The sequence below is a fragment of the Pseudomonas sp. LB1P83 genome (genome assembly GCF_054897885.1).
Genome location: NZ_CM142709.1, coordinates 5,486,670 through 5,510,429, shown reverse-complemented (window position 1 = coordinate 5,510,429; position 23,760 = coordinate 5,486,670). Strand labels below are relative to the sequence as shown.

The window sequence follows — 23,760 nt, the reverse complement described above, 5'->3', positions numbered from 1 at the left end:
TCGGTTACTCAGCCGATTTTTTCTTCAGGCGTTCCAGAATCGCATTGGCGCTGCCTTCGTTCGGCGTAATGCCGGCTTCGCGCAGTTTGCGTTCCAGGTCAGTGCCGGTCGACGCATCGGCGAGTTGGTCCTGGGCTTCCAGTTCAGCCGCGCGTTGCTGCTGCTTGGCCTGCAGGCGGTTCAGCGTACCGACGGCGGTTTCCAGCTTGCCGTTGGCGCCGCCACTGGCAATCGAAGCGCTGACCTGGGCTTTCTGTACGCTTTCACGGGCCTTGGCCATGTCCACTTGCTGGCGCAGGCTTTTGATGCGGTTTTCGGCCTTGGTGATGTCTTTGCGCATGTTTTCAGCGTAACCGCCGAATTCGGTGGCCTGCTTTTGCTCGACGTCCAGTTCGTTGGTCAGGGTCGAAATGGCTTCGGCCACTTCCAGCGCCAGGTCTTCACGGTTGGCCTGGATCGCGGCCAGGGCCTTGGATTCCAGGTCCTTGATCTTGGCGTTGTACTCGCTGACGCGGTCAGCCGACAGTTTGTGCTTGGCCATGATGGTGACCAGCTCACGCTTGGCGTTGGCCAGGGCGCTGTCCGCATCGCGGATTTCCTGGTCGAGGATGCGCAGGGCCTGTTGGTCGACGATCGATTCGCCAACTTCAGTGGCACCGCCGCGCAGCGCGGTGAACAATTTGCTCCAGATGGACTGAGTCATTGAATATTCCCTATTTCCGAATAATTAATTGAAGAAACGTTCGAAGGCTTCGCTGGCGCGCTGGACGTTGTCGACGAGGGTTTTGGCCTCGGTCACGATGTTCGTCAGGCTGGAGTCGGAGCTCAGGGCGCCGAACATGTTGTAAACAATCTGCCCGTTGGGCATGGACTCGATACCGATCGAGGACAGCGGGAACATCTCCCGGCTGCGCAGCACGGCGTCATTGAAGGCCGGTACGTCGTTGATGGACTCGACGTCGACCAGAACGGTATCGACGATGATCTGTTCGCCCACCACCGCGATGTAAATCGGCAAGCCTCCGAAATCGTTCATTTCCAGCTTGATGCTGGACTCGGAGCCTTGAACCAGAGAAAGCGTGATGTCGTTCGAAACCACTTCGTCCAGGGCTTGAAGGGCGGTGAAGAGTCGATCGATGTTCCAGTTAGTACCTGCGCTCATGTAATTCTCCGACATGAATGAGCCAGCCAGAATCGGTTGGCGAAGCTGTTTCTCCATCTGCTTGAGCAGGCTTCGGTTTTCGGGAAGCACCCAAGTCTCGTGTTTCACATAACCGGCGGCACCCAGGCCCGCGCGCATCTGCTTCATGTAAAAGCTCGATGGTTTTTTCGCGGACGGTTTCGCGCGCTCTCCCTTGCGGCTTGCTGTATCGGTATCGGACCCGGTTGGAGGGCTCGATGGAGAGCTGCTTTTCATGGGGCTGACCTCGTAGTGAAAAACTCACGCGTGGGAAACACTACAGGCAATTTTTGCCACTCTCAATAGCTCACGCGTGAGATTTTTTGTATTACTTTTCCTGACCCACGAAAAAGGCCCGCAGCGCTGAAACGCGGCGGGCCCTTTTTCGGAATTTGATCAATAGGTTAAGACGTTAGTGGCTGGCCGCCAGGAATTCGTCAGTGGAGATCACGCTCGCATAGGCAAAACTCAGGGCTGACATGAAGGCAGCGTGAACATGGGCGGCGGGTACCGTGACGCCGTTGAATTCCAGGTCGCGTGAGGCACAGGCATCGTGGACCACGGTGACGGTGTAGCCGAAATCGGCAGCGGCGCGAGTGATGCCATCGACGCACATGTGGCTCATGCTGCCGACAACCACCAGTTCCTTGATGCCTTGCTCGTCGAGGATCGACTTCAGTTCGGTTTCACGGAACGAGTTGACGAAGTGTTTGAGCACCACCGGCTCATCGGCGCGGTTCAAGACTTTGGGGTGCAGCTTCGCGCCTTCCGAACCCGGGGTGAAGAATGGGGCTTCTTCGGAAGTAAATTCGTGACGGATGTGCACCACCGAATCACCGGCATCGCGAAAGGCTTTGAGCAGACGGACTGCGTTGTCGGCGGCAGCATCGGCGCCGACCAGCGGCCACTTGCCTTGGGGGAAGTAGTCGTTTTGGATATCGACTACGATGAGTGCTTGCTTGGCCATGACTGATTCCTCGAAATGTGTGTGTTGGGTGTGGAACGAAGTATTGGCTCTGGCCGACCGACCGGGGATTGGCCGCACCGACAATAGAAGGGGGAAAACTGACAATGGACGCAGAAAGGGCAATCGCTGAGCTCGGCGTGCTGATTTATCCCGGCGCGCAGATGGCGGCGGTGCATGGGCTGACGGACTTGTTCGGGGTGGCCAACAGAATTGCCGCCGAGCATCAGTCTGCGCAGTTGCCGTTGCTGCGGGTCAGCCATTGGCGGGTTGATGGCGAGCAGGCGCCCGAGCGGGTGTACGACAGTCATCCGGCGCCCGGCCGCCCGTTGGTGGCGGTGTTGATTCCACCGTCGATCGCAGGATTCTCCGAAGGCCAGGCGCCCCAGGCGTTGATCCGGTGGATGCGTCAGCAACATGCGCAAGGCGCGACCCTCGGTGGCGTCTGCGTAGGCTCGATTCTGCTGGCGGAAAGTGGCTTGCTCGACGGCCGCAGCGCCACCACCCACTGGACCTCGGCCAAAACCTTCGCCGAGCGTTACCCGGCCATCAAGCTCAAGGCGGATACGCCCATCGTCGACGACGGCGACCTGATCACCACCGCCGGGCTGATGGCCTGGTCCGAGCTGGGCTTGCGCCTGGTAGACCGTCTACTCGGCCCGAGTATCGCCACCGGCACCGCGCGTTTCCTGGTGGTGGAGCACAGCGACAGCGCGAGTGAATGCGGCAGCAATTTTTCACCGATTCTCAGCCATGGCGATGCGTCGATTCTCAAGGTTCAGCATTGGCTGCAAAGCACCGGGGCTACTGATGTGTCGTTGACGGCAATGGCCGAGCGGGCGGGGCTGGAAGAGCGCACGTTCCTGCGTCGATTCCGCGCGGCGACCGGGTTGAAACCGACCGAATACTGCCAGCACCTGCGGGTCGGCAAGGCGCGGGAAATGCTCGAATTCACCAACGGCACCATCGATCACATCGCCTGGACCGTGGGCTATCAAGACCCGGGGGCGTTTCGGTCGACCTTTAAGAAAATCACCGGGTTGGCGCCGAGTGATTACCGGTCACGGTTTGGCGTGACGCCGAGCGCTGCAACCCGACCGGCGTAAAACACCAAACCCCCTGTAGGAGTGAGCCTGCTCGCGATGAGGTCATAACCGTCAACATTGATGGCGCCTGACAGACCGCTATCGCGAGCAGGCTCATTCCCACATTGGCCCTGTGCAAGGCTTGGATCGTGCAAAATGCCGGAGTCGCGAATGGGAGTCGTGCAGAATCAAGCTGGCGTCGTGCTACCGCTATTCCTGCAACTGACTGATTTCAAGCCTGTTTCTATCCAGGCATCCTTGGCTTGATCTCTGCACCCCATCAACTACATTCATCAAACGCAGATTGAAGGGGGACGCATGACCCCAACAAATCGCAAGAAGCTGGTGGTCGCCCACTCGGTCCGCTCCGAGGCGCCCTTGCACGAGGTCGAAACCAATCGCGCGCTGGCCCGTTGGCTGGCGCAAATCCTGGGGCTCAAGTTCGGCGGCAGTTACGATCCCGAATTACACAACGGCCGGGATCTTTATCTATTGCCGACCCAAACCCTGGTCGGCGTCGCTGCCGCGCGGGCATTGGACGTCAAGGGGCCCGAAGATTTGTGGGGCGGTTACGTCGACCACGATTTCATCTGCACCAAAGCCATTAGCCACGGATTGCGCAACAAAAATGCGCATGCCCCGCAAGGCTGGTCTGCTCTTTTTTCCGAACGGGTGCGCAACGTCGTGCTTAATGGTCTCAGCGTGTTCTCGCTCGACGATGCGCGACCGGCTGCGGAGCATTTGCTCTGCGCCGGCCCTGTCCGCATCAAGCCTATTCATGCCTGTGCCGGACGTGGGCAGGAAGTGATCAAAAGCCTCGACCAATTCGATGCCGTACTGGCGCGCCCCGATGCCAAGGCACTGTTCAGCGAAGGCGTGGTGCTTGAGGAGGATCTCGACAAAGTGATCACCCACAGCGTCGGCCAGAGCTTTATCGGCGGCAAGGTGCTGAGTTATTGCGGTGATCAATACTTGACCGAGGACGGTCAGGGCGAGCAGGTTTATGGAGGTTCCAATCTGCTGGTGGTGCAGGGTGATTACGATGACCTGCTGGAACTGGACCTGCCTGACGATGTGCGACTGGCGATCCAGCAGGCGCAAGTGTTCGACAGTGCAGCGGACGAAGCCTATCCCGGTTTCTACGCCTCGCGCCGCAACTACGACATTGCCCAAGGCCTGGACAGCCACGGCAAACAACGCAGCGGCGTGCTCGAACAATCCTGGCGCATGGGCGGTGCCAGCAGCGCCGAAGTGGCCGCGTTGCAGAGCTTCGTCAACGACCCGGGGATGCGCGCAATTCGCGTGTCCTCGGTGGAAACCTACATCGATCAACCGTTGCCGGTGGATGCCATCGAGGTGTATCGCGGGCCGGCGGAGAACAGTGACTTTCTTCTCAAGTACGTAACGGTCAAATCCTATGACGGCTAGAAGCGAAACCATTCAGATCGACATCGACGATGAACAGATGAGCGGCACTTTTCTGAGCCCCAAATCGAAAGTCCCCGGCGTGTTGTTTGTGCACGGTTGGGGCGGCAGCCAGGAGCGGGACCTGGAACGGGCCAAAGGCATCGCCGGCCTGGGTTGCGTGTGCCTGACGTTCGACCTGCGCGGGCACACCGGCGGCACCGGCATCCCGCTCACTCGCGTAACGCGTGAAGACAACCTGCGTGACCTGCTGGCGGCGTACGACCGCTTGCTCGCCCACCCGGCGCTCGATACTTCCGCCATTGCGGTGGTGGGCACCAGTTACGGCGGTTACCTGGCCTCGATCCTGACCTCGTTGCGCCCGGTGCGTTGGCTGGCGCTACGGGTGCCGGCGCTGTATCGCGACGATGAATGGCACACGCCCAAACGTGAACTGGACAAGGCTGATTTGCGCGATTACCGCAACACGCTGGTGCGCGCCGACAGCAATCGCGCGCTGCATGCCTGCTCGCAATTCACCGGGGATGTGCTGCTCGTGGAGTCCGAGACCGACGACTATGTGCCCCACGCGACGATCATGAGCTACCGCGCCGCATGCCAGCAGACGCATTCACTGACGCACCGGATTATCGACGGCGCCGATCACGCGTTGAGCGAGCCGGTTTCGCAGCAGGCGTATACCTCGATTCTGGTGGACTGGATTACCGAGATGGTCGTGGGCGAGCGGTTGAGCATTATTCAATCGAAGTGAAATCGGCGTTGAATTCTTCGCGGGCAAGCCTCGCTCCTACAGGATTGTGCAAAACCTGTGGGAGCGAGCCTGCTCGCGATGGCGTCATCCGCCTCACTACACATCTCAGGAAGGCTTCTTGGCAATCCGCAGCGACTTCGCTTTGGCCTCAACGATCAAATACATCACCAACGTAATCAACAACGGCAAAATAAAATAGATCGCCCGATACGCCAGCAACCCCGCCACCAGGCTCCCTCGCGAAGCCTCATGCTGCAGCAACGCCACAAACACCGCCTCCAAGACCCCAAGCCCGGCGGGAATGTGGGTGATCACCCCGGCAATCGCACTGATCAGCAACACGCCCAGCACCAACGGATAATCCAGCTTGCTCGGCAGCAGCGTGAATATCACCGCCGCCATCAGCGACCAGTTGAGCGCCCCGAGGGCCAGTTGCAACACCGCCATGCGCAAGGAGGGCAGGTTGATTTCCACCCCGCGTATCGACCATTCCCGCCGCTTGGAGAACCGGCACGCCGCCAGATATCCGGCGCTCACCAGCAGCAACAACACCCCCACACCTTGCAATGCACCGCTGCTCAACTTCCAGCCCGGGGGCATTCTGACCAGTCCGCTGCTGAACACCGCGCCGGCAATCACCATGTAGCCGAACCAGTTTGTCGCCAGGCTCAACCCGAGGATTTTCGCGATGTTGCTTTTGCTAACCCCGAGTCGCGAATAGAGGCGATAACGCATGGCTATGCCGCCGACCCAGGCACTCAGATTGAGGTTGAAGGCGTAGCTGATGACCCCTACCGGTAAGATCTGCTTCCAGGTCAGGTCCTGACGGATGTAGGTGCGACCGATCAGGTCGAAACAGGCGTAGACCAGAAAACTCACCAGCGTCAGGCCCGATGCAATGATCAGCGTACGCATCTTGAAATTGGCCAGGGTGTCGAAGACTTCGTTCCATTCGATGCGCTGGGCGAGCATCGTGAACAGCACGATCAGTGCCAGGAAAAACAGCATCGTCAGCGGTTTTTTCCAACGACTCCAACGTGTTTTTTTTACCGGGGCGGATGTTGCGTTGTCGGCCTGAGGCGCCGAGTGCGCTTCAACGCGGTTCATGGTTGGTCGCTCCCGGCCGAGTGAGTAAAGGGTTTCAGGCGCGGTTTATGTGCCGGCAGCCAACCGGCCCATGCCGGGAAGTGGCGCAGGAAGTGAAACACCAGAAAACCGACGGTCATGTGCCAGATCCGTCCGCGTGGAGACTTGTCCGCTGACATCGCTTTGCAGTGGTTATTGCTCAGCACCTCAAGCCGTTCGAACAGATCGTGGTTGAAGGCACGGTCGCGGATCAACACATTGGCTTCCAGGTTCATGGACAGGCTCAACGGGTCGAGATTGCTCGAACCGACGGTGCTCCAGTCCTCATCCACCAGCGCGACTTTGCCGTGCAACGGGCGTTCGCAATACTCGTAGATCTGCACACCCGACTTGAGCAAATAGTCGTAGGTCATGCGTGCGGCCAGTTTGGCCACCATCATGTCCGGTTGCCCCTGCAGAATCAGCCGCACGTCCACGCCACGGCGAGCGGCGTTGCGGATTTCGCGCAGCAAGCGGTAACCCGGAAAGAAGTAGGCATTGGCGATCACGACGCGGCGCTGGGCACTGCGCAGCACCTGCCGGTAAACCTCTTCGATGTCCGTCTGATGGTCGCCGTTGTCGCGGTACACCAGCCGAATCTGGCCGTCGTGGTCACTGAACGCCATTTCCGAACGCCGCTGCCGGCGGCGTTGCCACCAGTATTTGGCGCGGGCCGGGCGACCACTTTGCAGCAGGGCGAAATGATGTATGTCAGCCACCGCCGGACCTTGCACTTCAACGGAATAATCCTGCTTGGCCTCGGGACCGAAGTCGGCCAAATGGTCAGCGGAAAAGTTGATCCCGCCGATGAACGCAATCGTACCGTCCACCACCACAATCTTGCGGTGCAGGCGGCGGAACCAGTTGGTGCGGATGCCCAGTCGCTTGGGCGCCGGATCAAATATTTGCAGGCGTACGCCGGCCTGGCTCAAGGCCGCGAGATACCCGGTACTCAACTCGCCACAGCCAAACCCGTCGAGGCTGGCCGTGACCCGCACGCCGCGTTGGGCGGCGTCGATCAGCACTTGCTGCAGCTCATTGCCGACCTTGTCCTCGAACACAATGAAGGTTTCCAGGAGGATTTCCGTCTTGGCCTGGCGCATGGCCTCGAACACCCGCGGGAAATAGGCTTCGCCGTTTTCCAGCATTTCCACCAGGTTGTTGCCCTGCCAGCCGTATTCAACGTCGACCACGCCGGGTTCACGCACCGGCGGGGTGGTGGGTATGCGATCAACGGTTTTTCCCATCGGTGCGCTGCTCATAGTTCGATCTCCACCGACAGCGGTGCGTGGTCGGAAAGGTGTGACCAGGGGCGCGCCGCCAGCACTTTCGGACGGCTGGCCTTGAGGTTGCGCACGTAGATGCGGTCCAGGCGTAACGCCGGCAACCGCGCCGGAAAACTGCGCGCCGGTTTGCCGTGGTGCTCGGCGAACACCTCGCGCAGACCGCAGGGTTTGAGCAACGCATCGGCACGCTGGCGCCAATCGTTGAAGTCGCCGGCGACGATCACTGGCGCATCGGCCGGAAGGTCCTCAAGGCGTCGCGCCAGCAACTTGAGTTGTTCCGTCCGGTGGGATTCACGCAGCCCCAGATGCACGCAAATCGCGTGCACTTCCCGGCCATCGCCGGGCAGGCGCAGCACGCAGTGCAGGATGCCACGGTTCTCATGGCCGCTGATCGAGACGTCGAGGTTTTCATGGCGAGTGATCTGGAATTTCGACAGCAGCGCATTACCGTGATCACCCGCCGGGTACACGGCATTGCGGCCGTAGGCAAATTGCGGCCACAGGGTGTCGGCGAGGAATTCGTACTGCGGCACTGCCGGCCAATTGGTGTAGCGCTGCGGATGATGTTCGTGGGTGCCGTGGACTTCCTGCAAAAACACCACGTCGGCGGATACGCTGCGCACCGCGTCGCGCAATTCCGGCAGGATGAAGCGCCGGTTGAGCGCGGTGAAACCCTTGTGGGTATTGACCGTCAGCACGGTGAAACTGCGCACGGCGGTGATGACGGGTTGCTGTTCATCGGTGATGCCCACCGGCTCGGAAATACTCATGACAGCACTCCTTCGGCGACCGGTTCACCGGGACGGGTGGCGAGGTCTTTGTCGAGATGGAAGTGCTCAAGCAAGCGCCGCGCATCGAAGGGCGCGCGCACTTTGATGTCGTTGTCGAAATAGCAGAACACTTCCCGGGACTTGCGCGTTTTCGGCTTCTGCCGAGGTGCGATCAGTTGCGGATCCGCCGGTTGCTGGCCGTGGTTCCAGGCTTCGATTCGCTCGCCCCAACGTTCCAGCGCCTCAGGCGTGTAACCGCTGGCATAGAGTTCTTCGGCGCCATGCAGGCGCAGGTAAACGAAATCACTGGTGACGTCTTCGCGATACGGCCATTTGCCGGCGGTGTCGGCGATGACCAAGGCAACGTTGAAGCGCTTGAGCAGGCGCACGAACGACGGATCAACAAAGGTTTCGTTCCTGATTTCAACGGCGTGGCGCAGCGGCTTTTTCCTGTATGCCTTCAGGCTGGCGGGGCCGTGCAGGTGCGAATCGTGCTGGCGGGCGAGGGCGGCCGCCTGCTGGGTGTCGTGGGGTAGTTGCTCGAGGAAGCTTTCGAACAGCTCGACGTCGAACTTGAAATTGGGTGGGAACTGCCAGAGGATCGGGCCGAGTTTTTCCTTGAGCTCCAGGATCCCGGAGGCAAAGAAATTCGCCAGCGGTTTGTGAATGTCCCGCAGACGTTTGATGTGGGTGATGAAACGTGGGGCTTTGACGCTGAACACGAAGTCCACCGGGGTTTCGGCGTACCACTGGGCATAACGTTCAGGCCGTTGCAGGGCGTAAAACGATCCATTGATTTCTATGCTGTTGACCGCCCGTGACGCGAATTGCAATTCGCGCTTCTGGATCAACCCCTTCGGGTAGAAACCTCCCCGCCAAGGCGTGTAGCGCCAGCCTGAAATACCAATGTGAATCGCCGCCATGTCGCCTCCCGTCTAATGGTCCTCGGTTGCCCCGTCTTTTGATGACCGTGGGGCAAGCGAGAAAGTTTCGACGGGGCTACGGATGGTGTGCGTTCCTGAAAACCACACCGACCTACTGTAGGAGCGAGCCTGCTCGCGATAGCGGTCTGTCAGCCACATTGATGCAAGATGTACCGCCGCCATCGCGAGCAGGCTCGCTCCTACAGGGGTCTAGTGACTGGCGACTATGCGGGTTGAGCTCTCGGCATAGACCGGGCCGAGGCGATCGAGGCGACCGCTCCACGCCGTCAGCGCCAGCGCAACCAACACCACCAGCCCGCCAATCCACGCCGTGTGGATCAGGCCCATATGAGCAACGATCAAGCCACCGCCCCACGCGCCACCGGCGATGCCAAGGTTGAAGGCCGCGATGTTCAGCCCCGACGCCACGTCCACCGCATGCGGCGTGTGATGCTCGGCCTGGCGCACCACATACACCTGCAGCCCTGGCACGTTACCGAACGCAACCGCGCCCCAGACCAGCACGGTAGCCAGCGCGAGCCATGGGTTGCCAGCGGTAAAGGTCAGCACGAACAACACGGCAGCGAGCAGGGCGAAGATGACTTTCAGCGCGCTGATCGGGCCGCGCTTGTCCGCCAGCTTGCCGCCCCAAATGTTGCCGACCGCCACCGAGATGCCGTAGACCAGCAACACCAGGCTGACGGTGCCGGCGCTGAAGCCGGAAATGTCCTGAAGAATCGGCGCCAGGAAGGTGAAGGCGATGAACGAGCCGCCGTAGCCGACCGCGGTCATGGCGTACACCAGCAGAAGGCGCGGTTGCTTGAGCACCTGCAATTGCTGCAACAGCGAAGCAGGTTTGCTGTGGGCAATGCTTTTCGGCACATAAAGCAGGCTGCCGATAAAGGCGATCACGCCCAGCGCAGACACGGCGAGAAAGGTTTCACGCCAGCCGAAATGCTGGCCGATGAACGTCCCCAGCGGCACGCCGGTGACCAGCGCCACGGTCAGGCCGGTGAACATGATCGCAATGGCACTGGCGGCTTTTTCCTTCGGCACCAGGCTGGTGGCGATGGTCGAGCCAATCGAGAAAAACACCCCGTGAGCCAGACCGGTGACGATCCGCGCAAGGATCAGCGACTCGTAGCTGGGGGCTTTCCACGCCAGCAAGTTGCCAAGGGTGAACAGCACCATCAGCGACAACAGCAACAATTTGCGTGGGACTTTGCCGGTCAGGGCGGTCAGCACCGGGGCGCCAATGGCAACGCCCAGTGCGTAAAGGCTGACCAGCAGGCCGGCGGACGGCAGGCTGACGCCGAGGTCGGCGCCGATGGTGGGTAACAGGCCAACGATGACGAACTCGGTCGTCCCGATGGCGAAGGCGCTGAGGGTCAGCGCGAGCAAGGCAATGGGCATGACTGCAACTCCGGTGCGTTTGATTGATGGAGCGCAGTGTCGGGGTTTGGGGTGTGCGGAAAAATAGAGGGGTGGGCATTTGATATTTGCGCTGAGGTCAAATATCTCGGGGCGAATGAAACCCTGTGGCGAGGGAGCTTGCTCCCGCTCGGCTGCGCAGCAGTCGCAAAACTATATAGCGCGGTGTACCTGGAGAGCTCGGGTTTGCATGTTTTTGGGGGTGCTTCGCACCCCAGCGGGAGCAAGCTCCCTCGCCACAGGGGGATGTGTTGGCTGTTATCTCGCGGTGAAAACCGAACTTGCCCGCCGTTTGCCGATCAGTTCCTTACAGACCCTTCCCAAGGAGCTTCCCGTTTTGCTCAAGTTCAAGACCGCGATACTACTGGGGGCGTTGCTGTTTCTGGGCAGCAACGAGTTGGAAGCCGTCACGCTGCCGGGTGTTCCCGCTGCTGCCGAGGAACCGGCAAAGCCTGAACCACTGGTCCAGGGCGGTCTGCTCGGGGCCATCAGCTCCAGCATCGACGACGTTCAGGACAAGCTCGACCTCAACGAAAACCTGGTCGACGCCTGGCGCCTGCGGGCCGATCGGGCGGCGGATGAGGTGGACAAACTGGTCAATCGACCCTCGAGCCGTTCAGGCTGGAGCGTGATCGGCGACTTCCTGATGTTGTCCGGCGTCTGGCTCGGGACTTTTGCCTTGCTCACCGTACTCGGCGGGATCCTCGCCAAACGCTTGAACCAGGGCCGCTGGCTGCGCACCCGTCAACGCAGTCAGGATTTGCTCAATTATGTGTTGCCTTACACGCTGCCGGCGGTGATCTGTCTACCGCTAACCCTCTACGTCAGCCATTTCCTGCCCGCCTCGGTGGGCCGCGCGCTGGCGCTGTGTTTCGCCTATGCCACCAGCAGCGGTATTTTCTCCACCTCGATGCTGCTCTGCGTGATCGTCATGTTCAACACCGGCCACAAGCGCACGGCGGTGCAGATCATTCGCGATTACTGCCCTCGGCCGCTGTTTCTGATCGGCTTTCTCGCCGCGCTCAGCGATGCGTTGACCAGCCCGCAAATCGCTCGGCAACTGGGTGGCAACATCACCAGCAGTGCAGCCGTGCTCACCGGTTTTTTCGTCTCGATCATCTTCGGGTTATTGGTGATTCGACTAAGGCGCCCTGTGGCGCATCTGATCCGTAACCGTCCGCTTGCCCAACGCCTCAAACAGCCGTCACTGCAAGAATCCCTGCGGATCTTTTCCGGGCTCTGGTACTGGCCGATCCTGCTGATGGTGATGGTCTCGGCGATCAACCTGCTTGGCGTAGGCGATGACAATCAGAAAGCCCTGCGCTGTGCGTTGTTCACCACCATTTTGCTGATCGCCACGGTGTTTCTCAGCACGATTTTCCAGCACATGTTCAAGTCGCGGCAGGTCACAGCGATCCAGCAAAGCAGCGCCTACAAGGAGCGTTTCCTCAGTCTGCTGCATGCGTTGCTGCGGATCGTCATGGCCGTTGCCTTCATCGAAATCCTCGGGCGGATCTGGGGTGTGTCACTGTTCGAATTCGCCGAGCGCAACTCGGTGGGACGGGCGATCAGTGAGTCGTTGAGCAGCATGGGCCTGATCTTTCTGGTGACCTGGTTGCTGTGGGTGGTGCTTGATACGGCGATCCAGGAAGCGCTGAAACCGCCGCTCAACAAACGCACGACGCAGCCCAGCACGCGGGTCAAAACCATCCTGCCGCTGCTGCGCAACGCGATCAAAATCATCCTGGTAGTAATTTGCGCGATCACTACCATGGCCAATCTCGGGATCAACGTCGCGCCGTTGCTGGCCGGTGCCGGGGTGGTCGGCCTGGCCATCGGTTTTGGTTCGCAGCAACTGGTGCAGGACGTGATCACCGGGCTGTTCATCATCATCGAAGACACCTTGTCGATTGGCGACTGGGTGGTGCTCGATTCCGGCCACGCCGGCACGGTCGAGGGCCTGACCATCCGCACCTTGCGCCTGCGTGACGGCAAGGGTTTCGTGCACTCGGTGCCGTTCGGTCAGATCAAGGCTGTGACCAACCAATCGCGGCAGTTCGCTTATGCGTTTTTCTCGGTGCAGTTCACCTACGACACCGATGTCGACAAGGCGATAGAGTTGATCCGTGAGGCAGGGGATTCGATTCGGGAAGACGCGTTTCTCAAGTACAACCTGCAAGGTCCGCTGGACGTATTTGGCGTCGATAAAATGGACCTCAACGGCGTGGTGCTGACGGCGCAGTTCCGCACGGTGTCGGGTGGGCAGTATGCGGTGAGTCGGGCGTTTAACCAGCGCTTGAAAAAGCTTGTGGATAACAGCCCGTGGGTGCATTTCGCGCAGACTTATCCACAGCAGGTTTTGATGCCGAGGCAGGCGATGGCAGATGATGGGCCGGCGGTCGAAAATTCGCCGATGATGCTACCGGATCAACCTCGCCCCCAATAACACCGTAACCCCTGTAGGAGCGAGGCTTGCCCGCGAAGGGCGCATCGCGGTGTATCAGTAGGACCGTGTCTTCGTTCTTCGCGGGCAAGCCTCGCTCCTACAGGGACTGGTGTCGGTTAGACAATTTTGCTCAGACACCGATTACCTGTGGGAGCGAGCTTGCCCGCGATGAGGCCCGCCCAGACACCATCAATGCCGGGTCAGTTTGTTGTGCAACTCGGCAGCCAATTGCTGATCCAGCTCCCCCCAGAAAACCTGCTTGCCGGCAATCTCGGCAGCCGCTGGCAACCCATCCCGATACACCAGCCGATTACTCGCCAACGCCGGCACTTTCGCACCGGGCAATAACGTCCCGGCAAGGTTCAGCGGATCAACCCCGCACACCGCAATCAGGCTCCCGTCATGCGGCCGGCGTCGCACTTCACGCAGCAGCGCAATTGCCTCAGGCAACGCAAACTGCTCCCCGGCCAAACCACTGACAAACCGTCCACCGCGAATCTCTCCCCGAGCCTCTAGACGATGGAACGTGCGCAGCAATTCCCGCCAGCTCGGCAGCCAATCCGCTTCCCGTTCCAGCAAGCGCCAGAACACCACGCCATAACGCCTCAGCAAGGTCATTGCGATGTGTTCAAGCGTGTCGCTCGGCGTCGGGGCCGGTCGTTTGTTATCCACAACCGGCGCGGCGGGACCGCGTCGCAGCAAGGCCCAGCGCCCGGCATCGTCCATCCCGCCGACAAACGCCCCACGCCCGCGACGGCTGCTGCGATTCTGCCGTTTGCTGGTGGGCGTGATCAGTGCCCGCAGGCCGGCGAAACTGTCAGCGTTTACCAGCCCGGCGCCGACCAGTTCCTGCAAGGCAATTTCCAGCTCGGCGCGCAGCAGATGCGCCTCATGAATCAACTCATCGAAAAACAGCGCGCCATGTTGACTGAGTGCTTCGTAAACCTTTTGCGTCTTGGGCGACAGTTCACTGACCGGGGTCTGCTCGGTGAGGCTGCTCCACAACCCGACCTGACTGCGCGGCAGCAACAGAATCGGTGTGCTGCGCAGCGCCGTGCCGGCGCTCTTGTTGCGCGCCGTCAGACGCGTCCAGACCAGTTTGCCGCTGCGGCACAGGTCGTCCAGCCAACTCGCCGAATAGCCTTTGATGCGCATCGGCAGAATGTCGCTGTCCCAGGCTGAAGCGGCGGCGGGGTAGCCTTCGAACTGAGCGACGATGGCGGGCAACACCGCGTTGCCCTGGCCTTGAGTCGCGGTGGAAAGATGCTGCCAGTCGAACAGAAACCGCATGAAATCCTGCAACGCCACCGGCTCGATTTCCCGCCGCAGACGTTTGACGGTGTAGCGATGAATCCGCGCCAACAGATGCCGTTCGCACCATTCATCCTCGCTGGCGCCCGGGGTGAATTGTCCGCGTAGCACATAACCTTCGCGCTCCAGTTGCGCCAGCGCCTGGGTGACTTCAATGGCCGGCAATCCCAAGGGTTCGGCAATCGCTTTTAACGGCAGCGGGCCAAATGCGCTGAGCCGCGCGCGAATCACTTCCAGCAGCGCTTCATCCGGCTCCCAGACTTCATCGAACCCTGGCAGCGCCTCCAGCGGTGGATGCAAAGTCGCTTGTGGATAAACCGCGCGCAGGCAGGTCAACCGCTCCAGCGCCAGCCACAGCGATTGCTCGGCATTGATCTGCAAACGGCTGGCGCGGCCGCTTTCAGCGAGAGCGTTCAGCCAGTCGGGCCAATGCGCATTGGCCCGCGCCTCGGTATCGGTGATGCCCGTCAGGCTCATCAAGGCCTCGTGCATTTCATCTACGCCCGTTGGGGTTGGCCAGGCTTCGTCGCGCACCGCTTGAATCGCCTCGGCATCCAGCGCGCCGAGGTCGTCGGTGGACTGCGGGTCGGTCCAGCGCCGGTTGAGCACCGCCTGAGTACGGCGTTCCTCCAGCGGCGCATCGTCGAGAAAGGTGTAGGGACGGGCGCTGAGGATTTCTGCTGCCAATGGCGAGGGCGCCGGCAAATCACGGCTGATCAGCCGGACCTCGCCACGTTCCATGCGCCGCAACAGCGCCAGCCAGCCTTCGCAGTCCATGGCCTCGTGCAGGCAGTCGTCGAGGGTTTGCTCCACCAGCGGATGCTCGGGCACTTCACGTTCGCCGGCGAGGTTTTCCGCGCAGGCGATCTGGTCGGGAAATACGCTGGCGATCAGGTCCTCGCTTTTCATCCGCTGGATCTGCGGCGCGACTTTGCGTCCGCCCGTGTAACGCGGCAACGCCAGCGCGACCCCGGCGTTCCAGCGCCAACGCACGCCAAACAGCGGCGCATCGAGGATTGCCTGGATCAGCAAGTGTTCGGCCGTGTTGCTGTGCACATAGCGCCAAACGTCTTCGAGTTCGAAGCTGTGGCTGGAGGACAGCGAGAGCACGATCGCGTCTTCGCTGGCGGCGGCCTGCAATTCGAAGTTGAAGGTGCGGCAGAAACGCTTGCGCAGGGCCAGGCCCCAGGCGCGGTTGATGCGACTGCCGAACGGCGTGTGGATGATCAGTTGCGTGCCGCCGGATTCGTCGAAAAAGCGCTCCATCAGCAGCGTGTCTTGCGACGGCAGGGCACCGAGCGCCAGGCGCGCCCGGGCCAGGTAATCCACCAGTTGCTCGGCGCTCGCGAGGTTCAGGCCGAGGGTATCAGTCAGCCAGTCGATGGCCGGCTGCAAGTCGCCCGGTGTGGCGCCGAGCAGTTGGTCGAGCTGCGCTTGCAGGCGCGCCACGGCGAACGACAATTCTGCGCTGCGTCCCGGTGCTTCACCGAGCCAGAACGGGATAGTCGGTGGCTGGCCCTGCGCGTCTTCGACCCGGACCTTGCCGGTTTCGACGCGCAGGATTCGGTACGACGTATTGCCCAACTGGAAGATATCCCCGGCGATGCTTTCGACTGCGAAGTCTTCGTTCACGCTACCGATGTTCAGCCCTTGAGGTTCCAGTAAAACGCTGTAGTCGGCGTTGTCCGGAATCGTTCCGCCGCTGGTCACGGCCGTCAATTTGCTGCCCCGACGACCGCGCAATGTGCGGGTTACGGCGTCGCGGTGCACGTAAGCGCTACGGATGCCCTGCCGACCGTTGTAGCCCTCGGCGAGCATGTGCAGCAGCGCCTGGTAATGTTTTTCGTCGAGTCCGGCGTAGGGCGAGGCTTTGCGGAACATCTCCAGCAGCGCCTGCTCTTGCCATTCCTGGCAGCTGACTTCGGCGATGATCTGCTGAGCCAGGACATCCAGCGGCGCCTTGGGAATCTGCAAGGTGTCGAGTTCGCCACGACGCACGCAGTCGAGCAGGGCGGTGCATTCGATCAGGTCATCGCGGGTGGTGGCGAACAAACGGCCCTTGGGCGTGCCGCCGACCTGATGCCCGGAGCGACCGACCCGTTGCAGAAAACCGGCAATCGAGCGCGGCGAGGCGATCTGGCACACCAGGTCGACGTCGCCAATGTCGATCCCCAGCTCCAGCGAGGCCGTGGCGATCAATACTTGCAGGTCGCCGCGCTTGAGCCGCTGTTCCGCGTCGAGGCGAAACTCTTTGGCCAGGCTGCCGTGGTGCGCGGCGACGGCTTCTTTGCCGAGGCGTTCGCTCAGATGCCGGCTCAAGCGTTCGGCGAGGCGCCGAGTGTTGACGAAAATCAGGGTGGTACGGTGTTCGCGGGCAAGGGCGGCGAGCCTGTCGTAGACCAGTTCCCAGACGTCGTTGGACATCACCGCCGACAGCGGCACTGGCGGCACTTCAATGTCCAGATCCCGCGGGCGGGCGTGGCCGATGTCGATGATTTCGCACTGGCGATCACGACCAACGAGGAAGCGCGAGACCGCTTCGATGGGTTTTTGCGTGGCGGACAGGCCGATGCGCATCAGCGGGACGGCGCACAGCGCCTGCAAACGTTCGAGGCTCAGGGCCAGGTGACTGCCACGTTTGCTGGCGGCGATGGCGTGGATTTCGTCGACGATCACTGTGCGCGTGGTGCCGAGCATCTGCCGGCCGGAGTCGGAGCCGAGCAGTACGTAAAGGGATTCCGGGGTGGTCACCAGGATGTGCGGCGCATTTCGGCGCATGGCCGAGCGGTCTTTCTGGGGCGTATCGCCGGTGCGCACGGCGGTGTTGATCTGCAATTCGGGCAGGCCCATGACACGCAATTGCTCGGTGATGCCGGCCAGCGGGGTTTGCAGGTTGATCTGGATGTCGTTGGACAGGGCTTTGAGCGGTGAGACGTAGACCACCAGGGTTTCGTCGGGCAGATGGCCGCCGTTGTCCAGACCTCGGTGGACCAGGTCGTCGATGACCGCGAGGAAGGCCGTGAGGGTCTTGCCGGACCCAGTGGGCGCGGCGATCAGGGTCGAGCGGTGCTGGCGGATCAACGGCCACGCCCGGGCCTGGGCGGCGGTGACCGTCGGGAACGTGTTGCTGAACCAGGCGCTGACGGCGGGGTGGAAGCCTGCCAGGGCCGCGTCCGTGGGAATGGGCAGATTCATGGGGTAATTTATGCGGGCGGGGGGATGAAGATGCAAGTACCGCTCAAGAACTGCGCCGATTTTGAGGGCCTCTTCGCGGGCAAGTCGGATCGCCGCACCGCTCGCTCCTACAAGGGGACCGCGGTGTACGCAAATCCCGTGTAGGAGCGAGGCTTGCCCGCGAAGGGGCCGGAACAGGCACCACAAATCCCGCAGATCTACACTTTACGGATGACGGTTGCGCACTAAACCCGCAAAATGCAACGATTCCGGCAACTAACAACGACATCGCCCGTGGGTGCTGTCGATAAAGCCATCGTTCCAATCAGACTGGGCCTGCTGACTCTATGCGAATGCGCCTTATGTTACTGGGCGGCGGAAATGCCCTTGGGCAGGCGCTGATTCGCCTCGGTGCGGAGGAAGACATCGGTTTCCTCGCCCCCCGCCCACCGCAAGACGGCTGGGATGCCGCGAGCCTGACGCAACTGCTCGACGACACCCGCCCGGACGCGCTGATCAATCTCGCCTACTACTTCGACTGGTTTCAGGCGGAGACGGTCAGCGAACAGCGTCTGGCCGGGCAGGAGCGGGCGGTCGAGCGTCTGGCCGAACTGTGCCAGCATCACAACATCGTTCTGCTGCAACCGTCGAGCTATCGCGTGTTCGACGGCTCCCGGGCGACCGCTTACAGCGAAAAAGACGAACCGGTGCCGCTGGGCTTGCGGGGTCAGTCCTTGTGGCGGATCGAACAAAGCGTTCGCGCCACCTGCCCGCAACACGTGCTGCTGCGATTCGGCTGGCTGCTCGATGACAGCCCCGACGGCACCCTCGGGCGTTTCCTCGGTCGCGCCGAACAGCCTGAAGAGCTGCTGTTGGCCGACGACCGCCGGGGCAACCCGACACCGGTCGACGACGCGGCGCGGGTGATCATTTCGGTGCTCAAGCAACTTGATTGTGCCGCACCGCTGTGGGGCACTTATCATTACGCCGGGCATGAGGCGACGACGCCGCTGGCGCTGGGTCAGGCGATTCTGACCGAAGCACGCAGCCTGCATCCGCTGGCCATTGAAGCGCCGACCGCCCAGGCTCACGCCGCGCGCCCGGACGCCGCCGAAGAGCCGCAACACGCGGTGCTGGCCTGCAAGAAAATTCTGCACACTTTCGGGATCAAGCCCCGCGCCTGGCGCGCGGCACTCCCGGGCTTACTGGATAGGTTTTATCGCCATGGCTGACGGCCCTGTTTTAATCACCGGCGGCGCCGGTTTCATCGGCTCGCACCTGACCGATGCCTTGCTCGCCAAGGGGCATTCGGTCCGTATTCTCGATGACCTGTCCACCGGCAAACGCAGCAACCTGCCGCTGGACAATCCCAAGGTCGAACTGGTTGTGGGCGACGTCGCCGATGCTGCGCTGGTGGCTCAGGCGATGGTCGGTTGCAGCGCCGTGGCGCATCTGGCGGCGGTAGCGTCGGTGCAGGCCTCGGTGGACGATCCGGTGAAGACTCACCGGAGCAATTTCATCGGTTCGCTGAATGTCTGCGAAGCCATGCGTCAGGCCGGGGTCAAGCGAGTGCTGTACGCTTCCAGTGCCGCCGTTTATGGCAACAATGGTGAAGGCGAGTCGATCGACGAAGACACGCCGAAGGCACCGTTGACGCCGTATGCGTCGGACAAGTTGGCCAGCGAGTATTACTTCGATTTCTACCGTCGCCAGCATGCATTGGAACCGGTGATTTTCCGCTTTTTCAACATTTTCGGCCCGCGTCAGGACCCGTCCTCGCCGTACTCCGGCGTGATCAGTATTTTCAGCGAGCGTGCGCAGAAAGGCTTGCCGATCACCGTGTTTGGCGATGGCGAGCAGACCCGCGATTTCGTGTACGTCGAGGATCTGGTGGACTTGCTGGTGCAAGCCATCGAGCAACCGCAGGTCGAAGTCGGCGCGGTCAATGTCGGCTGGAACCAGGCGACCTCCCTCAAGCAAATGCTTGAAGCGTTGCAGGCGGTGGTCGGTCAATTGCCGCCGGTGAGCTATGGCCCGGCACGTTCCGGTGACATCCGCCACTCGCGAGCGAACAACCGGCGGTTGCTGGAGCGGTTTACCTATCCGGAGCAGACACCGATGAGTGTTGGCTTGGCGCGGTTGTTGGGACGCTGAGTTTTTTGCCGTCATGAAAAAGGCGCCTTTCGAGGCGCCTTTTTTGTGAATCAGACAGCGCTTGTTTGGATGGTGCGGTCCCCTGTGGCGAGGGGGCTTGCCCCCGTTCGGCTGCGCAGCAGTCGTGAACCCGGCATGCAGGGTGTAACTGAAGAAACGGGACGGATAGTTTTGGGGCCGCTTCGCAGCCCAACGGGGGCAAGCCCCCTCGCCACAGGATCTTCTTCAACCTTACGGTTGGGTGTTAGAACTTGTAACCCAATCCAACCATGTAGATGAACGGATCAACATCCACATCGACCTTGGCCCGAGTGCCCGGAGCCACGGCGTTGTTTTCCACGGTCGCCGTGGTGTCGATGTCGATGTAGCGCACCTGGGCGTTGATCATCACGTTGTCGGTCAGCATGTAGTCGGCGCCGACCTGAAACGCCATGCCCCAAGAGTTATCCGCCTTGAAATTGCTGAAGCCGTTGGCCTGCGCTTCGCTGCCGACGTGCTCGTCGTAGATCCAGGTGTAGTTGATACCGGCGCCAACATACGGCTGGAACGCGGATTTCCCGTCCAGTGGGTAGTACACAACGCTCAAGGTCGGCGGCAGGTGTTTCAGGGTGCCGAGTTTACCGTTGGCTGCGCCGAGGGCGGTGCCTTTGAGCTTCACGTCATGCTCGAACGGCGAGGCGGCCAGCAGCTCGATCCCCCAGTGGCTGTCGATCATGTAGGCGAAGTTCAAACCCAGTTGCGTGTCGCTGCTCATGGTGGCCTTGCCACCCAGGTCGGCGCCGGCCAGCGGGCCTTGATCGACCTTGACGCTGGAGCTGTCGGCTTTCGGGTTGACGGTGATTGCACCGGCACGAACGATGATGTCGCCGGCATCGTGGGCATAGGCGAGCGGGGCTGCAAGCGCGAGGGCGAGCAGCGAAGCGCTAAGCAAGGACTTGTGCATGGGGGCTCCAAAGGACGTTGAAAATGTTCGATGTCCAATGGTACGGAGCTGTCTGATACGGTCTTTTGATGCAGCTCAATGAAACAGTGATGGGCCTGATTTTTGTGGAACCTTTGAGGGCCACTTCGCGGGCAAGCCTCGCTCCTACAGGGATTCGTGATTACCTTGTAGGAGCGAGGCTTGCCCGCGAAGGCGTCCTCAAAAGCAACACAGAACTGCCGGATTCACTCCGGCAGTTCATACACATAAATCTTGTCCGCCTCCATCTGATACCCCGCATCCGCCAACTCGCTGCTCGACGCTTTCACCTGCAACGCTCCCTCGATCCAGTACGGCTGATACAGCTCATCGAGCTTCACGCCCACTTCGCTTTTCACATGCACGATCTGGTTCGACGGCGGTGGCGGCACATGGATGCAGGCGCCGAAATACGGAACCAGCAAAAACTCCGTGGTGCGACCTTCTTCACTCACTTCCAGCGGCACGATGTAGCCGGGCAGGCGAATGTTCTGCCCGTCGAGGCTTTTCACCACCGGTGCATTGGGCATGTCCTGCTTGGCAGCGGGCGCCGATTCCAGAGCGCTGCTCATCTGCGACAGGTCGTGCAGCGGTGTCATGTTCGGCACTTCCGGTGCGGCGTCCGGCGGGATCATCTCCGACCAGGTCAGGTCTTTCGGCTCGGCCGCCCACAGCGGCAGGGAGACCAGCATCAATAGCGCAAGCAGAGCGCGGGGCATCATTAACGTCCTCATAGTCGGATCGACAGGCCATCGGCCAAAGATTGGCGATACGCGCGCCAGGCCGGCACGCTGCCCATTAGCAACGCGGCAATCAGGATGCCACCGAGCAGCGTCCATTCATATTCACTGGGCCAGGCGAGTGGCAGATACAAGCCGTAATTGGATTGCACGTACCCCTGGGCCAAGGCGATGCCCACATACAAAAGACCCAATCCGGCAATCACACCGGACAGCGCCAAGGCAAATGCCTCCAGCACCAGCAACGTTGCGATGTGCCACGGCCGAGCGCCCACCGAACGCAGAATCGCCATCTCGCGACGTCGTTCGTTGAGGCTGGTGAGGATCGCCGTGAGCATGCCGATCAAACCGGTCAGTACCACAAACAGCGAGACCACGAACAAGGCTTTTTCCGCCGTGCTCATCAAACTCCACAACTCTTGCAGCGCCACGCCGGGCAGGATCGCCAGCATCGGCTCGCCGCGGAATTCGTTGATTTCACGCTGCACGGCGAAGGTCGAAATCTTGCTGTTGAGGCCGAGCATGAACGCGGTAATCGCTTGCGGCGTCAGGTCCATGTTGCGTGCCTGATCGGCACTGATCCGGCCTTTGCCCTGGGCCGGCACACCGTTGTGCCAGTCGACGTGAATCGCTTCCATGCCACCAAGGCTGATGTGCAACGTGCGGTCCACCGGGGTGCCGGTGCGCTTGAGAATGCCAACCACAGTGAACGGTTTGTCGTCATGTTTGACCAGGCTGATCACCGCCACGCCGTGGGCCAACACCAGTTTGTCGCCGAGTTTGTAGTGCAGCGCATCCGCCACTTCGGCTCCGAGCACTACTTCGAACGGATCGCTGGCGAAGGCGCGGCCGTCGGCGAGTTCCAGGTGTCGTTGATGACCGTACTGGTAATGCTCGAAGTACGCCTCGGTGGTGCCCATCACCCGATAACCGCGATGCGAATCGCCGAGGGACATCGGAATCGCCCACTTCACTTTCGGGTTGTTGGCGAAGTGTTCGAAGCTGTCCCAGCGGATGTTGTTGGTGGCGTTGCCAATGCGGAACACCGAGTACAGCAACAGGTTCACCGAACCGGAACGGGCGCCGACGATCAGGTCAGTGCCGCTGATGGTGCTGGCGAAACTGGCCTTGGCTTCGGTGCGCACCCGTTCCACGGCCAACAGCAGGCAAACCGACAGGGCAATGGCAAAGGCGGTGAGAATCGCGGTGAAACGGCGATTAGCCAGACTGGCCATGGCTAGACGAAACAAATACATCTCAGACCTCGAACGGAGTGGCGGCGCGATTGAGTTCGGCCAGCGACAGGTGGCGATCGAACAGCGGCGCGAGGCTTTGGTCGTGGCTGACAAACAGCAGGCTCGATCCGGCTTCGCGGCATTCGGCGAACAGCAGGCGGATGAAGTTTTCGCGAGCGTCGTAATCCAGCGCCGAGGTGGGTTCGTCGGCGATCACCAGTTCCGGCTGACCGATCAATGCGCGCGCGGCGGCGACCCGTTGCTGTTGGCCGATAGACAGCGAATCGGCACGGCGGCCGAGGATGCTTTCATCCTTCAGGCCCAGGTGCGCGAGCAGGGTGGCTGCGGCCTGGTCGACACTGCCATGGCGCTGTTTCGCCCGTTCGGCCCGCAGTCTGGAGAAGTGGCAGGGCAATTCGACGTTCTCGCGCACCGAGAGAAACGGCAGCAAGTTGAACTGCTGGAAAATGTAGCCGGTGTGATCGACGCGAAAGCGGTCACGCGCGCCGGCGCCGAGTTCGGTCAGTTCCTGGCCCAGCAGGCGAATGCTGCCGCGATCGGGCTTTTGCACACCACCGAGCAGGCCGAGCAGCGTGGTCTTGCCACTGCCGCTGGGACCTTTGAGGAACAGGGTTTCGCCGGGCTCCAAGCGAAACGCCGGGATATCCAGCAGCGGCGGGTGACCGGGCCAGCTGAAGCCCAGGTCGGACAGTTCGATGAGTGCTTGGGTCATGTGAAACCGGTCAGAGTAGTGGTGAGCCCTGTAGGAGCGAGGCTTGCCCGCGAAGGCGATATTCCA

The 23,760-nt window shown here is 61.2% G+C and carries 19 protein-coding genes; 6 read left to right on the top strand and 13 right to left on the bottom strand.

Translation table 11 applies throughout. The annotated features are described in order from the left end of the window. Nucleotides 1-4: 4 nt before the first annotated feature. From ACYZTY_RS25265 to ACYZTY_RS25255, 3 genes are all read right to left on the bottom strand, one after another. On the bottom strand, nt 5-703 hold the full coding sequence (locus ACYZTY_RS25265) for a PspA/IM30 family protein (RefSeq protein ID WP_461955938.1): 699 nt from the start codon (nt 701-703) through the stop codon (nt 5-7). Between the two features lie 24 nt (nt 704-727). After that, the gene (locus ACYZTY_RS25260; protein ID WP_131062028.1) at nt 728-1,309 is read right to left on the bottom strand and encodes a YjfI family protein; all 582 of its coding nucleotides are present in this window, start codon (nt 1,307-1,309) and stop codon (nt 728-730) included. A gap of 283 nt (nt 1,310-1,592) precedes the next feature. Beyond that, nucleotides 1,593-2,147 (bottom strand): cysteine hydrolase family protein, encoded by a 555-nt coding sequence (locus tag ACYZTY_RS25255; protein WP_461955937.1) that lies wholly within the window; start codon nt 2,145-2,147, stop codon nt 1,593-1,595. Between the two features lie 104 nt (nt 2,148-2,251). On the opposite strand from ACYZTY_RS25255, the gene ACYZTY_RS25250 reads away from it, so the two are divergent. The 3 genes from ACYZTY_RS25250 to ACYZTY_RS25240 all read left to right on the top strand — a co-directional run bounded on the left by ACYZTY_RS25250 (nt 2,252) and on the right by ACYZTY_RS25240 (nt 5,405). Beyond that, nucleotides 2,252-3,250 (top strand): GlxA family transcriptional regulator, encoded by a 999-nt coding sequence (locus tag ACYZTY_RS25250; protein ID WP_461955936.1) that lies wholly within the window; start codon nt 2,252-2,254, stop codon nt 3,248-3,250. A gap of 297 nt (nt 3,251-3,547) precedes the next feature. Further along, nucleotides 3,548-4,657, top strand: a complete 1,110-nt coding sequence (locus ACYZTY_RS25245; protein ID WP_461955935.1) for a DUF3182 family protein — start codon at nt 3,548-3,550, stop codon at nt 4,655-4,657. Continuing rightward, nucleotides 4,647-5,405, top strand: a complete 759-nt coding sequence (locus tag ACYZTY_RS25240; RefSeq protein ID WP_461955934.1) for an alpha/beta hydrolase family protein — start codon at nt 4,647-4,649, stop codon at nt 5,403-5,405. Before ACYZTY_RS25245 ends, ACYZTY_RS25240 begins: the two co-directional genes overlap by 11 nt. Before the next feature lie 105 nt (nt 5,406-5,510). Here ACYZTY_RS25240 and ACYZTY_RS25235 read toward each other — a convergent pair whose 3' ends face one another. The 5 genes from ACYZTY_RS25235 to ACYZTY_RS25215 form a co-directional block, all read right to left on the bottom strand. After that, nucleotides 5,511-6,512 carry a lysylphosphatidylglycerol synthase domain-containing protein gene (locus ACYZTY_RS25235; RefSeq protein WP_461955933.1) on the bottom strand — a complete coding sequence of 334 codons (1,002 nt, stop codon included), beginning with the start codon at nt 6,510-6,512 and terminating at the stop codon, nt 5,511-5,513. Next, complete coding sequence (gene clsB, locus ACYZTY_RS25230) at nt 6,509-7,792, bottom strand: cardiolipin synthase ClsB (RefSeq protein WP_461955932.1); 1,284 nt, start codon at nt 7,790-7,792, stop codon at nt 6,509-6,511. The genes ACYZTY_RS25235 and clsB overlap by 4 nt, the downstream gene beginning before the upstream one ends. Then, nucleotides 7,789-8,586, bottom strand: coding sequence for an endonuclease/exonuclease/phosphatase family protein (locus ACYZTY_RS25225; protein WP_461955931.1), 798 nt, complete (start codon nt 8,584-8,586; stop codon nt 7,789-7,791). Before ACYZTY_RS25225 ends, clsB begins: the two co-directional genes overlap by 4 nt. After that, nucleotides 8,583-9,509: a DUF72 domain-containing protein gene (locus tag ACYZTY_RS25220; protein WP_461955930.1), complete on the bottom strand. Its 927-nt coding sequence runs from the start codon at nt 9,507-9,509 to the stop codon at nt 8,583-8,585. Before ACYZTY_RS25220 ends, ACYZTY_RS25225 begins: the two co-directional genes overlap by 4 nt. A gap of 210 nt (nt 9,510-9,719) precedes the next feature. Then, nucleotides 9,720-10,922: an MFS transporter gene (locus ACYZTY_RS25215; RefSeq protein WP_461955929.1), complete on the bottom strand. Its 1,203-nt coding sequence runs from the start codon at nt 10,920-10,922 to the stop codon at nt 9,720-9,722. Between the two features lie 355 nt (nt 10,923-11,277). On the opposite strand from ACYZTY_RS25215, the gene ACYZTY_RS25210 reads away from it, so the two are divergent. Then, nucleotides 11,278-13,386 carry a mechanosensitive ion channel domain-containing protein gene (locus ACYZTY_RS25210; RefSeq protein ID WP_461955928.1) on the top strand — a complete coding sequence of 703 codons (2,109 nt, stop codon included), beginning with the start codon at nt 11,278-11,280 and terminating at the stop codon, nt 13,384-13,386. A gap of 189 nt (nt 13,387-13,575) precedes the next feature. On the opposite strand, the gene ACYZTY_RS25205 is transcribed toward ACYZTY_RS25210, so the two are convergent. Further along, entirely contained in the window at nt 13,576-17,892 is a 4,317-nt protein-coding gene (locus tag ACYZTY_RS25205) for an Lhr family helicase (RefSeq protein ID WP_461955927.1), read from the bottom strand. A 326-nt stretch (nt 17,893-18,218) separates the two neighbouring features. Between ACYZTY_RS25205 and ACYZTY_RS25200 the strand changes: the two genes are divergently transcribed. Together ACYZTY_RS25200 and ACYZTY_RS25195 are read left to right on the top strand one after the other, a co-directional pair. Beyond that, nucleotides 18,219-19,103, top strand: coding sequence for a sugar nucleotide-binding protein (locus ACYZTY_RS25200; protein ID WP_461955926.1), 885 nt, complete (start codon nt 18,219-18,221; stop codon nt 19,101-19,103). Beyond that, entirely contained in the window at nt 19,096-20,025 is a 930-nt protein-coding gene (locus ACYZTY_RS25195) for an NAD-dependent epimerase/dehydratase family protein (RefSeq protein WP_461955925.1), read from the top strand. The genes ACYZTY_RS25200 and ACYZTY_RS25195 overlap by 8 nt, the downstream gene beginning before the upstream one ends. Nucleotides 20,026-20,269: 244 nt before the next feature. Here the strand turns inward: ACYZTY_RS25195 and ACYZTY_RS25190 are convergent, their stop codons facing one another. From ACYZTY_RS25190 to ACYZTY_RS25175, 4 genes are all read right to left on the bottom strand, one after another. Beyond that, nucleotides 20,270-20,968 carry an OmpW/AlkL family protein gene (locus ACYZTY_RS25190; protein ID WP_461955924.1) on the bottom strand — a complete coding sequence of 233 codons (699 nt, stop codon included), beginning with the start codon at nt 20,966-20,968 and terminating at the stop codon, nt 20,270-20,272. A 224-nt stretch (nt 20,969-21,192) separates the two neighbouring features. Continuing rightward, nucleotides 21,193-21,705: a DUF3299 domain-containing protein gene (locus ACYZTY_RS25185; protein WP_461955923.1), complete on the bottom strand. Its 513-nt coding sequence runs from the start codon at nt 21,703-21,705 to the stop codon at nt 21,193-21,195. 11 nt (nt 21,706-21,716) lie between these two features. Beyond that, a complete protein-coding gene (locus tag ACYZTY_RS25180) occupies nt 21,717-22,982 on the bottom strand; it encodes an ABC transporter permease (protein ID WP_461955922.1) in 1,266 nt (421 codons plus the stop codon). A 1-nt stretch (nt 22,983) separates the two neighbouring features. Beyond that, nucleotides 22,984-23,694 (bottom strand): ABC transporter ATP-binding protein, encoded by a 711-nt coding sequence (locus ACYZTY_RS25175; protein WP_461955921.1) that lies wholly within the window; start codon nt 23,692-23,694, stop codon nt 22,984-22,986. Nucleotides 23,695-23,760 lie beyond the last annotated feature (66 nt).